This is a genomic window from Paenibacillus sp. FSL H8-0122 (assembly GCF_038005345.1).
Lineage (GTDB): Bacteria > Bacillota > Bacilli > Paenibacillales > Paenibacillaceae > Paenibacillus_AQ.
This window is the reverse complement of the sequence record NZ_JBBOTB010000001.1, coordinates 5187207-5202471: the sequence shown is the minus strand read 5'-3', so window position 1 is coordinate 5202471 and position 15265 is coordinate 5187207. Positions and strand designations below refer to the sequence as shown.

General features: G+C 51.7%; 17 protein-coding genes. 15 read left to right on the top strand and 2 right to left on the bottom strand.

The window, feature by feature from the left end; genetic code table 11:
* Positions 1 to 10 precede the first annotated feature (10 nt).
* The 3 genes from NSS64_RS22390 to NSS64_RS22380 are packed head-to-tail and all read left to right on the top strand — an operon-like array spanning position 11 to position 3289.
* A complete protein-coding gene (locus tag NSS64_RS22390) occupies positions 11 to 1003 on the top strand; it encodes a TadE/TadG family type IV pilus assembly protein (protein WP_341141570.1) in 993 nt (330 codons plus the stop codon).
* Between the two features lie 25 nt (positions 1004 to 1028).
* A complete protein-coding gene (locus tag NSS64_RS22385; RefSeq protein WP_341141569.1) occupies positions 1029 to 1538 on the top strand; it encodes an A24 family peptidase in 510 nt (169 codons plus the stop codon).
* A gap of 38 nt (positions 1539 to 1576) precedes the next feature.
* Complete coding sequence (locus NSS64_RS22380) at positions 1577 to 3289, top strand: DUF6382 domain-containing protein (RefSeq protein ID WP_341141568.1); 1713 nt, start codon at positions 1577 to 1579, stop codon at positions 3287 to 3289.
* Between the two features lie 42 nt (positions 3290 to 3331).
* Here NSS64_RS22380 and NSS64_RS22375 read toward each other — a convergent pair whose 3' ends face one another.
* A complete protein-coding gene (locus NSS64_RS22375) occupies positions 3332 to 4234 on the bottom strand; it encodes a TIGR01777 family oxidoreductase (RefSeq protein ID WP_341141567.1) in 903 nt (300 codons plus the stop codon).
* A gap of 48 nt (positions 4235 to 4282) precedes the next feature.
* Positions 4283 to 4747, bottom strand: coding sequence for a DUF2621 family protein (locus NSS64_RS22370; protein WP_209991726.1), 465 nt, complete (start codon positions 4745 to 4747; stop codon positions 4283 to 4285).
* Between the two features lie 172 nt (positions 4748 to 4919).
* Here NSS64_RS22370 and NSS64_RS22365 point away from each other — a divergent pair, with 172 nt between their 5' ends.
* The 12 genes from NSS64_RS22365 (at position 4920) to NSS64_RS22310 (ending at position 14709) form a co-directional block, all read left to right on the top strand.
* On the top strand, positions 4920 to 6047 hold the full coding sequence (locus NSS64_RS22365) for a deoxyribonuclease IV (protein ID WP_036727528.1): 1128 nt from the start codon (positions 4920 to 4922) through the stop codon (positions 6045 to 6047).
* A 45-nt stretch (positions 6048 to 6092) separates the two neighbouring features.
* Positions 6093 to 6989 carry a formyltetrahydrofolate deformylase gene (gene purU, locus NSS64_RS22360; RefSeq protein WP_340991398.1) on the top strand — a complete coding sequence of 299 codons (897 nt, stop codon included), beginning with the start codon at positions 6093 to 6095 and terminating at the stop codon, positions 6987 to 6989.
* 273 nt (positions 6990 to 7262) lie between these two features.
* Positions 7263 to 8045: an SAF domain-containing protein gene (locus NSS64_RS22355; RefSeq protein ID WP_341141566.1), complete on the top strand. Its 783-nt coding sequence runs from the start codon at positions 7263 to 7265 to the stop codon at positions 8043 to 8045.
* A 30-nt stretch (positions 8046 to 8075) separates the two neighbouring features.
* Positions 8076 to 9140 (top strand): hypothetical protein, encoded by a 1065-nt coding sequence (locus NSS64_RS22350; RefSeq protein WP_341141565.1) that lies wholly within the window; start codon positions 8076 to 8078, stop codon positions 9138 to 9140.
* The gene (locus tag NSS64_RS22345) at positions 9137 to 10711 is read left to right on the top strand and encodes an ATPase, T2SS/T4P/T4SS family (protein WP_341141564.1); all 1575 of its coding nucleotides are present in this window, start codon (positions 9137 to 9139) and stop codon (positions 10709 to 10711) included. The genes NSS64_RS22350 and NSS64_RS22345 overlap by 4 nt, the downstream gene beginning before the upstream one ends.
* Before the next feature lie 15 nt (positions 10712 to 10726).
* Positions 10727 to 11776: a hypothetical protein gene (locus NSS64_RS22340; protein ID WP_341141563.1), complete on the top strand. Its 1050-nt coding sequence runs from the start codon at positions 10727 to 10729 to the stop codon at positions 11774 to 11776.
* Positions 11777 to 11787: 11 nt separating this feature from the next.
* Entirely contained in the window at positions 11788 to 12657 is an 870-nt protein-coding gene (locus NSS64_RS22335) for a hypothetical protein (protein WP_341141562.1), read from the top strand.
* 100 nt (positions 12658 to 12757) lie between these two features.
* Positions 12758 to 12967, top strand: a complete 210-nt coding sequence (locus NSS64_RS22330) for a hypothetical protein (protein ID WP_341141561.1) — start codon at positions 12758 to 12760, stop codon at positions 12965 to 12967.
* Positions 12968 to 12972: 5 nt separating this feature from the next.
* Positions 12973 to 13116 (top strand): hypothetical protein, encoded by a 144-nt coding sequence (locus tag NSS64_RS22325; protein ID WP_340826409.1) that lies wholly within the window; start codon positions 12973 to 12975, stop codon positions 13114 to 13116.
* 15 nt (positions 13117 to 13131) lie between these two features.
* A complete protein-coding gene (locus NSS64_RS22320) occupies positions 13132 to 13512 on the top strand; it encodes a hypothetical protein (protein ID WP_339254249.1) in 381 nt (126 codons plus the stop codon).
* Between the two features lie 20 nt (positions 13513 to 13532).
* Positions 13533 to 14030, top strand: coding sequence for a hypothetical protein (locus NSS64_RS22315; RefSeq protein WP_341141560.1), 498 nt, complete (start codon positions 13533 to 13535; stop codon positions 14028 to 14030).
* Positions 14031 to 14103: 73 nt separating this feature from the next.
* Complete coding sequence (locus NSS64_RS22310; RefSeq protein ID WP_341141559.1) at positions 14104 to 14709, top strand: hypothetical protein; 606 nt, start codon at positions 14104 to 14106, stop codon at positions 14707 to 14709.
* The last annotated feature ends 556 nt before the right edge of the window (positions 14710 to 15265 follow it).

The window sequence follows — 15265 nt, the reverse complement described above, 5'->3', positions numbered from 1 at the left end:
GGAGGGTAGAATGAAGCGGTGGCTGAGGAAATCGCCGGATCCTAAGGATGAAGGCAGCATGGTTGTGGAGGCGGCACTGATTCTGCCTGTGTTCCTGCTATTTGTCCTGTTCCTCATCTTCATTATCCAAATGACCTTGTATTCAACAGCGCTGCAGAGTACGGCTTCTGACACTGTCAAAATAATCTCAACTCATATATATCCGGCAGCTCTGGCCATGCAGCAGCAGGAGGGGGAAGGTGGAGAGGAAGCCGGAGAAGCAGGTGAGGCTGAGCACTCAGATGATGCGGACTTCTCCAGCATCTGGAGCATACCGCGGCTGTCGATAACGGAGTGGAGTGAGGACTACGTGGAGAAGCTTCCGCAGACTATGGAATCCTGGGTCAAGGCTGTCATCCGGGAGGGAGAAGGGCCGCTGCAGAAGGTGCAGGCGGGAGCATCCGAGGCTGCACTGGATCTGGTGCTTAAGCCGATGCTCCGGCCATATCTATCTTCGGACTGGCTTGAATATAGCAGAATTCATGTATCGAATGTCACTGTACCTGATCTGAGGCAAGGAACACATCCGTATTTCGGTATGGTAGTCAGCTATGAGCTGCCCATGAGAGTCCCGTTCCTGAATGAAAAAATCGTGCTGGAGGCCAGCGCAGTTGAACGCTTATGGGTCGGCAACACCGATTCTACCGGGGAAGAAAACACGGCTGAACCTGCTGAGGAGGCCGGAACCATTGTGATCCTGGAGAAGCCGAATCCGGGAGTAGCGAATCACCAGGGCATCATCAAGGTGAAGGTGCCTCCCGGGTCATCGGCCAATCTGTCGATCTTTTACAAGAGCGGCCAGAGTACTGCCAAGTATCTGGGCTGGAAGCAGGCAGATGAGCAAGGGTACATCGAATGGGAATGGAAGATCGGCGTGAATACTACGCCGGGCACCTGGCCCTTTGTGGTTAGTCTGGCTGATGGAGCTACACTTCAGGCGACTTTTACAGTGGTGAACAAATAAAAGAGTAGAGAAAAGGGGAAGGCAGATGACGGAATGGGCGCTATGGGGCTGCCTGCCGTTCCTGACAGCGGCATTATTCACAGATATACGCTGGATGAGAATTCCTAACTGGATTACACTGCCCGCGCTGATTGGCGGACTGCTCCTGCAGTGGATTATCAATGGCTGGCAGGGGCTGCTGTTTTCACTTTGCGGCAGCGGAGCAGGCTTCCTGCTCCTGCTGATTATGTATTTTACCGGGGCGGTGGGGGCTGGTGATGTGAAGCTCTTTGCGGCTATCGGTGCTTGGACGGGAGTGCTTTTCTCGCTTCAGGTCATTGTCTATTCGGTGCTCCTGGGGGCAGTCGTAGGCTGGATTATCATTCTCTACAAAAGGGAGACAGGGCGTAGGCTGCGCAGCATGATTAGCAGAACAGCCGGGTTCCTGCTGCTCCGCAATATGAGTCTGGCTAAGGGCCGGGAGGGGGAGTTACTCCGGTTTCCCTTTATGCTGGCCGTGTTTCCGGGCTTCATTTGTGCTTATATTTATTTCTGACTTGGAGCTTATCGTTGACGCTTAGGAGGTGAAGAGACTTGTATGGACTGGAACGGGATTTCATCCAGCAGGACGGAATAACGATGCTGCTGGGCAGATCCGGGGGGCTGAGCGCAGGAGAGCTGAATATGGTGCAGGCCCGGATGCTGATGACCAGCGGGATACCGCATCATTTACGCTTGCTGCTTAGAGAGATAGATCTGCAGGTCACACTGGAATACTCGGTGGCAAGACGTAAAATGCTTGGAGCTCTGCTTAAAAGCGGGAAGCTGAGCATGACGGAATTCTTCGGGCTGATGCTGCAGATCGCTGCCGGGATGGAGGAGGGGCAGCTGTATATGCTGCGTACAGAGCAGTATGCGCTCCATGAGGACTTTATCTTTATCGAAGGTACGCTCAGCAGCGGCAAGGTCTTCCTGACCTATATTCCGCTGGAACTCACAGATCCCGCACCGAAGCCGGGAGAAGCCTTGAAATCGCTGATCATGGTCTTCATGGGAGCCATTAAGGAGTTATCAGGTGACGGGATTCAGCGGCTGCTGAAATATTGCGGGGAAGAAGCTTTTAGTCCGGCGGGGCTGAAGGAGCTGCTCGCAGAAATGCTGACGGAGGTTACACCCCATAACGCCAATATTGAAGGAGCGGAGCCTGCACATCTAAGTCCTATGGCTGGCCTAGGCACTTCTACCGCTGTACCAGGAACGAGGATAGATTGGGCGCAGTCTACGGCTCGCAGGCTGGAGGACCCGGGCAGGGAAAGGTCCGCAGCCGCATCGTTTTCCCATGTACATGGAGATAAGGAGGCGCGGCCTTCCGGTTCGATGCTTAATCCCACGCCTTGGATGAGCGGTACGCCACAGCTGAAGCTGGGGGAGGGATTATCAGGGGTTCAGACAGCAATGGATGCAACAGTTGGACCTGTTCAGGCTGAGGGCAAGCAGAGTCCTTACAGGACATATATATTGCTGGGGGCATTATTAGGTGATGCGTTACTATGGAAGTTTCTCTATCTTAATGCCCCCCGGACACCATGGCTGGCAGTTTGTGCTGCGGTGACTCTGATACTTGCGGCAGTGTGCTGGCTGGTATGGAGTGGAAGGCTGGCTTGGGGCGAAGCTGAGGAAGAGATGGATACTCTGGAGGAGGGGGCAGAGGATTATAATAGTATAGCCCGGAACCGTAAGCTGAGAAGCGATCTGGAGTGGGATTTCGGCAGGAATCCGGTAGATCAGCATCGTCCTCCTGCCCCGGTCTACACTCCTCAGCAACAAGAAGCAACTGTGGGAGTCAACGGCTTCACAGCTACACCGGCTGACAGACAACAGGCTCCGCCGGGGAAAGCCGCCAGCAGTCCGCAGAAGAAGGAAGCGGCGATGGCTACAGCGCTGCTGACCCGGGAACCCGTTCAGGCTACAGGCAGCAGTCTTCCTCAGGCCGGAAGGACAGTACCTTATCTGGAAAGAAGCGACCCGGATGACGTTGGAGCTATTGAGAGAATTGAGCTGAACCGGCCCAGCTTCATTATTGGACGCTCCTCTGAAGTGGCCCAGTACATTGAGAAATCGGAGGGTGCTTCACGGGTTCATGCTGAAATCTCCAGAGCCTCAGGAGGATACATTCTGAAGGATCTGGATTCCAGGAACGGGACGCTGCTTGCAGGCGAAGCTATGGTTCCCTACAAAGAATACCCGCTGACCGAAGGCACCGTGTTCACCATTGTTAAGGGTACCTACACCTTTCGCACAGCTTAGCAGAGACAGATGGGATGAATAGAAGGGTGCGTTTCCAGCAGCCTACTGATTTTTCAGTTGCTCCAATGCAGGCTGTAGCGTGGGATAGTTGAAGGTGAAGCCGTGGTTAATTGCTTTGGAAGGAAGCACACGCTGGCCTTCCAGCAGAATCTCTGACAGCTCGCCAACAGCGGTTTTTAGCAGAAATGCCGGAATCGGGAACCAATGCGGACGATGGTAGACTTTGCCGATCATCCGTCCGAACTGTTCATTGGTGACCGGCTGTGGAGCGGTGGCATTAACGGGACCCTCAATCTCAGGCTGAAGGATGCAAAATTCGATTAGGCGCACAATGTCTGTAAGGTGAATCCAGGACATCCACTGCTTGCCGGTGCCGATTTTGCCGCCGAAGCCAAGCGAGTAAGGCAGCTTCATTTTGGGAAAAGCACCGCTCTCATTGCCAAGCACAATCCCTGTGCGCAGCTTGACCAGACGGATACCGGCATAGGCTTCATCTGCAGCCTCCTCCCAGGTCTTGACCACCTCGGAAGGGAAATCGATCACCCGGGTCTCGGAAGCTTCGTTATAGGTATCCTGCACAGATGTACCATAAATGGCGACGGCTGAGGACTGGACGATCACGTTTGGCTTATGCTGGAGTGAATTTAGCAGCTTCCCGGCAGCGGCAACGGTTTCAAGACGCGATTCAATAATCGCCTGCTTCCCCTTAGAGGTCCAGCGCTGGCTTAGCGATGCTCCGGCAAGATTAATCAGCGCATCTGCGCCTTCTGCCGCTTCAGGATGGGCTGCCAGGCTGTCCCAGGTGAGATAGCTAAGCCCCGGATGATCCAGCTTGTTCTCGGGGTTCTTGCGCCCGACACTGATGATCTGATGTCCGCTGTGCAGCCAATATCCGGTAAGCTCGCTGCCAATGAATCCGCTGCCTCCGCAAATGATATATTTCATAGGGATTGCTCCTATTCTGGACGCCTGTGGCGGCGTGAGTAGATAAATTCATTTGACCAGGTGCTTGTAAGGCGCATAATCAATACCGTTCTTCTCCAGGAAGGTGATCAGGAACCTGTTGTCACGCCGGGGCGTGGCAATAATGTACCCTTGGATACAGTGCTCACGGGTAACCTCCGTTGCATGGCTCTCTACAGCCAGCTTGCCGATCTCGGCAGCGATAGAATGCTTGGCAATGTCGCGGAATGGACTAGGCACCGGCTGTACAAGCTGGTCCAGAAAAGACTTCATCTCGTCGCTCCACAGCGGACGGCTGCGTTCCACCCAGTAGTTCTGCCAGTCCAGCTTGGATTTGCCGTCAGCCTTGGGCAGCACCTTCAGAAATTTGCGGAACATAAAATAGCCGCCGATACACATGCTGCCCAGCAGTAAAAAAGTCCAAAATGCGATGGAGTTCATAAACCAGTTGCTTGGAGATGTGGACAATAAGCTTGAGGGTAAATGGAAATGCATGAATACACCGCCTTTGACAATGATGATTGTCACTTTCCTTTTGCTCCTCTTGAGTATAGCGTATTTCCTTAGGTTTGCGAAGCGGAAGCGGTCTTTCAGGGCTTGCCTAGATTTATTCTCCCGATCACGGTAGAATAAGGGTTAATTCGTGAAGGAAAGAGGGAAATTAAGCATGCTGAAAATAGGTTCACATGTGTCCTGCGCGGACAAGGGTCTCCTGAGCGCGGCCAATGAAGCAAATGAGTACGGATCTACCTCGTTTATGATATATACGGGAGCGCCGCAAAATACGCGCCGGAAGCCGATTGAATCGATGTTCCCCGAGGAAGGCAAGCAGAAGATGCGGGAGAATGGCGTCGGAGAGATTGTGGTTCACGCCCCTTACATTATTAACCTGGGCTCCTATAAGGAGAATACCTACCAGCTGGCAGTAGATTTCCTGCAGGAGGAGATCCGCCGGACCCATGCGCTTGAGGTCAAGCATATTGTCCTGCATCCGGGTGCATTCACTGATAAGGATGCTGATTATGGCATCCAGCGCATTGCAGACGGCCTGAATGAGGTGCTGGGCGGTACGAATGAGACCGATGTGCATATCGCACTGGAGACGATGGCTGGTAAAGGCACAGAGATCGGCCGCACCTTCGAGGAGCTTGCCTCCATTATAGATAAGGTCGAATTTAATCAGCGGCTATCGATCTGTCTTGACACCTGTCACATTCATGATGCCGGATATGACATCGTGAACGATCTGGATGGGGTGCTGAAGAAGTTCGATGATACCATCGGCTTGGAGCGGCTCGGCGTGATCCATCTTAATGACAGCAAGAACCCGCGCGGAGCGGGCAAAGACCGTCATACACCGATTGGCTCCGGCTACCTGGGATTCGAGACGATCAACAATGTAGTCCAGCATGAAGCACTCGCAGGTCTGCCGTTTATTCTGGAGACACCCTGGATCGGTAAGGATGCCAAGAAGCTCCGCCCCATGTATGAAGTAGAAATCGCCCTGCTGCGCGGCAATGTTGCTGAACGCTTCGGAGCGGAATTCCTGCAGGAGCTGGAAGAGCTGCATGCCTTTTTTGCCAAGCAGGAGCTGGATTCCCGCCGTTATGTGCTGGATGTGTGGGAGCTGCTCAAGAATGACGCCAAGGCCAAAAAAGCAGATCCCCGTGAACCGCTGGAGCGTCTCTATGATCAAGTCATAGCTGCCGGATTATTCCCTCAGCTTAGTGAGGAAGCTGTTAATCACCGGCTGATCGCCTGGCTTGCAGGCAAACAGCTGCTCGTGAAGGCATAGACCCGCATAGATAACGCAAGCAGATGAGAGGATGAACCGAGAACTATGGAATTACATGTGAAGAGAGAGCATTCAACAGGCAGACCCTACCCGGAGCGGGCGCGTATGCTCATATCTTGTCCTGACGGACCTGGGATTGTAGCGGCGGTATCGCATTTTTTGTATCAGCATGGCGCGAACATTGTGCAGTCGGACCAATATACGATGGACCCGGACGGCGGAATGTTCTTCATGAGAGTAGAGTTTGATCTGCCTAAGCTGGATGAGCGGCTGGAAGAGGTACGTAACATCTTCGGCGGTGTTGCCGAACGCTTCAAGATGAACTGGCAGATTTTCAAGGTAAGCCATAAGAAGCGGCTGGCGATCTTCGTCTCCAAGGAGGACCATTGTCTGGTGGAGCTGCTCTGGCAGTGGCAGGCGGGTGACCTGGATGCAGATATCGCGCTTGTGGTCAGCAACCACACTGATATGCAGGGTTATGTGGAATCTTTCGGCATTCCGTTCCATCACATTCCGGTTACCGCAGAGACGAAGGCTGAAGCTGAAGCGCGTCAACTGGAGGTTATCGGTGAAGATATCGATGTCATTATACTGGCCCGGTACATGCAGATTATTTCCCCTTCATTCATCGAGCATTACCGGCACCGGATCATCAATATCCATCATTCGTTCCTGCCTGCCTTCGTCGGTGGTAAGCCGTACGCCCAGGCCTATCAGCGCGGAGTCAAGATCATCGGGGCGACTGCCCATTACGTGACCGAGGAGCTGGACGGCGGGCCGATTATCGAGCAGGACGTTCAGCGGGTCAGCCACAGTGATGATGTGAATGAGCTGAAGCGCATTGGACGTACCATTGAGCGGGTCGTTCTGGCCCGTGCGGTCAAATGGCATATTGAGGACAGAATCCTCGTGCATCACAATAAAACAGTAGTATTTAATTAATCAGCTAATCTTGCCTTAACCATTACAACCACTCCGGTAAAAGTCAGCATCCTGCGTAACGCAGGGGATATGGAACATCGTTCTGGCCTGGCTTTTACCGGCATTCATCTTCAGCGGGAGCTTCCCGCAGCCTCAGGCTTCACAACCTCACAAGGATAATCTAATACACTTCTCAACCACTAAGGTAAAAAAGCATTTTACCGGCATTTTGGACACATGCGCCAAAGTGTATTTTGCTATGTGCAGAAATCACATTCAAAGGGGGTAAAGGGCTTGTCAACAAAACGCGGACGTCTATTAAAACGCAATTATTTCTTCGCCGGACTCATCCTGCTCACCGGCTTCGGCGGACTGCTCGGCTATGATCTGTATTTCAAGCCTTATGTACTGTCACAGACCGTCGTCAAAATCAAGGTGGAAGGCGGGGGCTTCCTGCCGAAGAACCATGAGCTGACAGCGGAGAATCTCTATCTGGATTCCGTACAGACCAAAGACATCCCGGCAGGGGTCGTCCGTAGTCTGGAGCAGGTGGAACAGAAGATTACGAATGTTAATCTGACGGATGGCAGCATTCTGACCGAGTCGCTGGTGGATGTAAGCGAACTGGAGCCACAGCAGGACGAGGGGATTTTCCCGATTCCCAAAGACACGATCTATGCCATCAACGGTTCACTCCGCAGCAGGGATAAGGTAGATATCTATCTGGTCGAAGGAGACTTACCCGCAAAAGAACGCAGAGGATACAGTCCGGCTGCATCTGCATCTGTAACTGCTACTGGAGTAGGGCAGACCTCAGACGCTTCTTCGCTGCCGGAAGCAGAGGTTCCGCCGGAAATCCCTGCGCGCAAAGTATTCTTAAGTGGAGTGACTGTAAACTACGTGCGTACGGAAGATAACAACGATGTACTCGACTCGGAGAATGGCAATAACAATAACCGTTTTACTTCAACCGGGAAGGTGGCAGCCCCGGAGCTGAAGCTGAAGAAGAGCGACGGTGAGCTGCTGGGAGCTTATCTCGAGCAGGGCAAGAAGCTATGGATTGTCCGGGTGGAGTAGAAGAGCAGACAGAAAGGAGGAGGAATAAACTTGAGAATATTCAGTCTGGGCATAGATCAGCTGACGATTAATGAGATTAAGCTGGCAGGATTCACCGTTATTGCCCAAAGTGTGCTGCCTGAGCCTGAGCATGCCGGAGGGCATCTGTTAATGGTAACGAGCGAGCAGGTGCCGGTAGCGGAATTAAGAGAGCTGAGAGGGCGGTATCCGGACTCTTCGATTTTATATATCTATTTGCAAAAAGGGGTGCGGGGTTACCAGGCCATACATATGCAGTGTGAGAGTCTGGGCATATTCTTCATGCCTCCGCGCTGCACCTCAGCGGCAATCATCGATAAGCTGCGCTATATGCTTGAAGATGAGCACAAGGAGAGCGGTAATCTGGTAGGCTTCTTCGGCTCGGGGCCAGGGATTGGCTGCACGAGCATTGCCAAGCTGTTCGCCAGGAGGATTGCCGCTTCAGGGCTGCGGGTGATTATGCTCGGTCTCGACCTGTACGATCCGGGCTATGACCGGAAGGCAGCGGTTAGTCTGGACAGGCTGCGGCCGCGAATTACCGGTAAAATGCTGCATGATGAGGACTTCAGCGCGCTGGTGAAGCAGGAAGGCTATGCCTATCTGCCCGGGAACTTCGATTATCTAAGCGCCCAGGATTATCAGGAGGAGGAAATCGAATATCTGCTAGCGAGAGCAAGTGAAAGTGCTGATGTGGTGATCGCGGATTTCGGTTCGATTCCCGAGAGTGCTGCGTGGTATGTGGGAATGCAAAAGTCGGTGCTGCGTATGATCGTTACACACCCGCGGCATGAACACAGGCTGCAGCCCCTGATGGAGCTGGCTGGACATATGGACCTACATCCGCAGGACTTCCAGTGGATTATCAACCGCAGCAATGTGGAGGAGTTAACTTCACCGAAGAGCCTGGCGCTGCGTTTTGGCAGCGAGCTTTTGCTGGAGCTACCGTATTATCCATCTTTTCCGGAGAGTCTGCCGCTGGGCAAAAAAGAGCTTCAGCAAGTGGACGATAAGGTCCACGCATTGCTTGTATCACTGGGCCTCGCCCAGGAAACCCGCAAGAGGGGGAGATTTCAATGATGAACAACAAGGATGACAGCTTGCCGTTACAGCAGAGGCGGGTGCTGTCCGGATGGGCTCCGCTGGACCCTGAGCAGGGCAGGCGGCAGGAACAACAAGATGAGAGCTTACAGGCGGTGCCTGGACTCGCGGACGAAACGCAGAGCAGACGGCTATTCTCACTGAAGCAGAGCGTACTGCGTACCAGCAAGCCCGGTAAAGAGGACTTTTACAGCTTCCTGCACACCATGAAAAGTGAAATGAACGCCGGGCTGGAGCGTGAGGACGACGGCTATTTCGAACTGAATGCGAAGGCGCTGGTTGGTGATCCGCAGGCGGTCAGCTTTTTCATGAACGAGATTGAGAAATACCTGCGCCGGACCCCGTTTACCGGAAAAGTGCCGGAGGCTTACCGCACAGCCGCTGAAGCGCTGTTTCATGAATGGAAGGGCTTCGGCCCCGCCTACCGCTGGTTCACAGACCGAGCCTATAGCGAATCCACCGGACTGCAGATGATCGGGCGGCAAATTTTTTATAACCATCAAGGCAGGTTCGTGGCGTATCCCTATGAGATGCCTTCGCTGGACCGGGTGGAGCAGCTTAAGCGTTCTCTTCTCAAAAGTGATCCGGGCAAGAAGCTTAACAAGGATAATCCTTCTGTTGAATTCAAAATGGATGATCCTCTCTGGCCCGGCCGGTTCATTCGTCTAGCCATCTGGGTCTCCCCGCGGGTATGGGAGGGCTTCACTACTATCTCACTGCGGCGGCAGGTCGTTGAATTTCTGGATCTGGATGATCAGGCTGGCACGGAATGTATTCCTGCGGAAGCGATTGATCTGATTCGTGCGCTTACCGGGACATTCCGCAACACGATTATCGCGGGTGCCGTAGGCTCGGGTAAAACCACTTTTGCCAATACGATTGTCGGCGAGCAGCTGCTCGGCTCTTCCTCCTGTATGGGCGTCGTGATGATCGAGAAGCATCCGGAGTCGATTTTACCGTATCAGATCAAAGGCCACCGGATCATTCCCATTCAGGCGTCTAATGAAGAATTAATGGAGGTAGGAGTGGAATCGCTGCGGCATGACCCGAACATTTTGTACATGACGGAAATGCGTTATAACGAGTGGGAATTCTATCTGTGGAGCGGGGAGAAGGGGTATGACGGCATTACGGGTACCTTTCATACCGTAGATTCGGAGGATATTCCTTATCAGGGGGCGTTTGCTGTATCTACACGGATCGGTGGCAGCCTGAAGGGACATTTAATCTCGGCGCTGAAATCCTGTGAGCTGGTATTCATTCTGGAGAGCGTCCCGGATGGGAAGAAACGGCTTGCGCGTATCTCCGAGGTCTTTTATGAAGAGGCCAGTAATTCAGTCTTCGCCAATGATCTGATGCGCTGGGAACCGGAGCAGGCGGGCTGGACCTATAATGACAAGCTGACCCAGGCGCTGATCGATAAGATGAAGAAGAAGAATGCCAGAGCAGCACGGATGCTGCTGCAGGAGCTTGGACATCTCGCTGCGCAGAAGCCGATGACTGACCCGCTGAAGGAAAGTCTGAAGTCCAAAATCGTTTTGAACGAATGAGAGGAGGGAGAGCCTGTGGGGCTGCTGTTCTATATCATCCAGTTTGTGCTTCACCTGCTTGTTGCAGGCGGACTTTGGCTGCTGGTCAAGCCGCTGATTGAGCGGCATCTATGGCAGTGGGGTCAGAAGCTGGATCTGCGGATGAACCTGCGGATGAGCTTGTTCGGCCACAAGGTCAGCAGCGCGAAGAGGAAAATGTGGCTGTACCGCCATCTGGATGATCTGCTGTATTTTGCCCATAAGCGATACGAGCCGGGCATCAGTGTGCTGCGCTTCGTCACCCGTTCGGGGATGCTGTTCCTCGGGGTATTCCTATCGAGTCTGCTGACTCTTAAAGAGCTGCCGGGGCAGATGAGCTTCAGCAATCCTTTTCTGGAAGGCATGGTGTTGAATGACGGCGCACCTGTGGCGAATGCCTGGCGGCTTCCGCTGTTTCTGGCGGTGCTCTCCGCCTGTATTCCTTATCTGCGAATGAGATATAGCTATGCCCAGCGCAAGGTGCGGGGGAGCTACGATCTGCTCGATGTGATCAAAATCGCCACCAAATTCACGCATTTGTCTGCGGATTCCATTTTGTCCAAGACCAGTGACTTGCTGCCGGTGGAGAATGTGTTGAAGACGCCCTTGAGGCTGCTGGGGGCAGCGTTCGCCGGCTATAGCAATGAGCGGGAGCTGAACGAGGAAGCTGGGCGTTTTGCCGGAGCGATTGGCACGACGTTTGCCGTAGAATTCGTATCGGACCTGCTCTATTGCGAGAAGGAGGGCACCCGTTATCTCAAAAGCTCGCTCATGACGCTTAACCGCTCAATGGAGCTGCAACGGGAGACTATTCTGACAGTAAAGGCCAGCAGCAGGGATGCGATCAGCCTGGGGCTGTACGGTAATCTGATTGTGCTGGTGTCTTCTGTGGGAACGTTCATGTACATGCTGAAGCCGGATGTGTATTTCAAATTGCAGTTCGAGACAACGATTGGACTTTCATTTATGATGGTGATCCTGACGGGCCTATTCATCTCGTTCATGATCAGTACCATCCTCGCCAGACCCAGACTGGACTACCATTAAGGTGATGAATGATGGATAGATTACTACTTTTGATAGCTGTAACAGGTATTGTGTATCTTGCCTTACTGGTCTTTGTCAGCAGCAGTAGCCGTCAGGAACGGTATGTGCTCCGTCTGGGCCAGCAGTGGAAGGCTTTCGGGGAACGTGTGCACAATGAGCGGCTGCAGCAATTGCTGGGCCAGAGCGGACTCTCTATATCCGCAGCCAAAATCACCCTGTTCCGATATTCGGCGGCTTTCCTCTATCTGCTGGCCCAGGTAACGGGAGACTTCTTACGTTCAGAGCCAATGTCAATATACGATCCTCTGATTGCTCTGCTGATTCTCGTGTTTACCAGTCCGCAGCGGGCGCTGCCGTTTGGCTGGCTGCTGAGCTGGCTGCATCAGAAGACACTGATCCAAAAAGACGGAGAGCTGATCTCCTTCATCCGTCTCTATGAGAATAACCGTCTGCGCAAGCGGGGGTATGTGGAATTTGGCGCCTTCTGCGCCGGGACGGCCAACCATTTCAGTTACATCCGCCAGGATCTGTATGAGCTGTCAGAGCGGGCGGTGGATGAGGGGACGGAGCGGGCCATTGAATGGTTTTGCAGCAAATTCCCGGAGAACCACATGTTTATCAACGATATCCGTTCGATTCTGCTTGCGACAGAAGGGATGGATGATGACCATGAAGCGGCGAAGTATCTGCAGGAGCAGGGCAAAATTATTACCAAAATCTCAAGTGACCAATATCTGAAGAAGTGGTCCTTTATCGGGGACATTTCCACGATCATCAATGTCATTCCGTCGATCGCCATCTTTCTGATGATTGTGTCGCTGGCGATGCAGTACATTATGCTGATCAAAGGGAATTTTAACGGCGTAGGGATGTTCCAATGATCAATATAGGCAGGCTGGCAGCAAGAAAATAAACGAAGTGAAATTTTTGTTATATTCAAGAATCATTTTAAAATATACAATCAAAAGGGAGATATTAACAATGAAAAAAGACGCTATTTCTACCGGGTTATTTATCGCTATCGGATTTCTGTGTGTGGCTATCGTAATTGCCGTATTGATTCCTGTGGTACGGGACGTAATCGATAAAGCAGATGACAACAGACCTGATATCCCGGCGGTTAGTATGATTCAGCCCGCAGTTTCTGTGGAAACGGCAGTAACGTATACGATCGCCAGTCCGTTGGTTTAACAGAGATGAAGAAGGACTCGATTTCCGTCGCGCTATTTCTGGCTATTGGCTTTGTGATTGCCGGGATTTTTATCGCTGGGGCTACAAGCATGATCGGCGGCAGCCAGGATGATATTATCACTCATGTCAAAGCTGTCGAGAAGTATTAAAAGGAGGCGCTGCGTTTGAAGGCAACCGTCCTCCGGGCCTTGTTCATGTGGCTGGTGTTGTTCATTATCCTGCAGCCGATTTTTACGTACATTGATTATCTGCTCGATCTGCAGGTCAAGGCCAACACCTCTTATATTACGCAAAAGGCAGCGACAGAAGGGATGGTCACTGCCTCCATGAAGGCTGAGGTCATTTCGAATCTGAAAGCTGTAGGATTTCCCGAAGGTTCGATTAAGATAACCAGCGGAACAGAAGTGATCCTTGAACGCAAACAGCGGATTGATGTGTACGTAACCGCACCGCGGGTGAACTTGTTCCCCTACAATTTCTCCGGCGTATCCCAGCCAACACAGTACTATGGACATGGCTCAATCATGAGTGAATATCTCGATTAATTAAGGGATGAAGCTAACCTATGGATTATATTATCAAGCTGGCCTTTGTCCTGTTGATCTTTATTTATTCCTGGTTTTTTCAGATTCAGAATCAGGAATGGGACCAGGTGCGCAGCATGCTTAAGGATGCCAACAATATGGCCGTCCATGACGCATCACAGGAGTTGAACGAAGCAGCGAAGGCCCAAGGCCGTCTGGTCATTGACCCCGCTGAGGCTTATGCCACCTTCCGCCACACCCTGCAGAGTAATCTGGGACTGGATGACGGCTTATCCCCCTTGGCGGGGAGCCGGCTTCAGGCTCAAGTGAAGATCGTCAAGTTCGACATCGTGGATGAATCTACGGGCGATACTTTTCCGCTGCTCTATGAGGACAGTACTTACGGTATCACCAAATACATACAAGGTCCTTCGGTTATTGCCGTGATTCAAACGCAGCATCCGGTGCTGATCTCCAGAAGCAAGGTTCAAGAGGCCATTACAGTGCCGGCGGTTCAGGAATATAAGCTGAATCGATGAACTATCCGGCAGGGTAATCCTGCACCGAGGCGAGCCTTAGCAGGTCGTACAAACTACTAAAGGAGAGATTCAGATGAAAAAGATAATGATGAAAACAATGTTAGCAACTGCACTGTTAGCAGGTTCGATTTCAGGCCAAGTAGGATCTGCACATGCGACAGCTGCAAAACCGACGGCAGCACCTATTATGAGGGACAACCTGTCTAAGTATGGATTGGTGAAGGATGTGGAGCTGCCGGTGACAGTTACGGCTGGGGGGCTTAGTTATACGTTGGAGAAGATTATGATCTTTGATGCGAAGTCGAAGGATGCTCAGGCACTGGCTAAGAAGTATGACTATGCCATTAATGATGCTCAGTATTTTGTATGGACAAAGATTACCGTTGAGAATAAGAGCGGGAATCTTGTTCAACAAAATGTTAAAGACTTAAGTGAAAAATGGGCTCTTAATTTTGGTGACCTCTCAAAAGGAGAAGCTTTCGCTGCTATGCCTAAGGCTAGTTACTATAAACCAAATAGCAAAGAAGCATTGTGGGATTGGAGTTTGAAGCCAGGAGAAAAACTCAATACTTACCAAGGATATCTATATACTGGAGAAATTAATTACTTTAAGATTCGATTAATAAATAAAAATAAAACTGCTAACGCTGTATATGTTGTGGAACCTAGAGGAAATTGAAGATGAGAAAAAAGAAACTATGGATTCCGGCTCTTATTGTCATTACTTGCTTGGTACTAATGCCTAATGTGATCTATTCTGCAGACACTGGTACCAAGCAGGGCAGTGTTAGTGTACCGGTCACGACAGGCTTAACTGGTTCGAATAATAGTGCTAAAACGTTCTATCTCGATCTGCCAAGTGGGGTCGCTGCTACTGCGATTAAGGCCGGTACACTCAAATACAATGGTAACAATAGTATTGTAGGAGCATTAACGGTTGAAAATGGTAAGATAAAGGTTATCCTGAAGGGTACTGTGAAGGACGAAATATTTCCAGTAACAGGAACCTCTGGCGGTTTTGAAGATCCATTTAAGAGCACACCTGGTAACTCTATCTGGCGATATGCAGACGGCCGACGTTGGCAAATTAACGACTACAAAGATGATAAGGGCATTAACGAAAGCTATAACAGAAATGCTACAGATTACTCCATGCCTTCAAACGATCCGCCTAAAACGATTGTTTCCACGAAATCAGATCCAGTAAGTCCGAACCAAGCAACCTGGTACCGGAA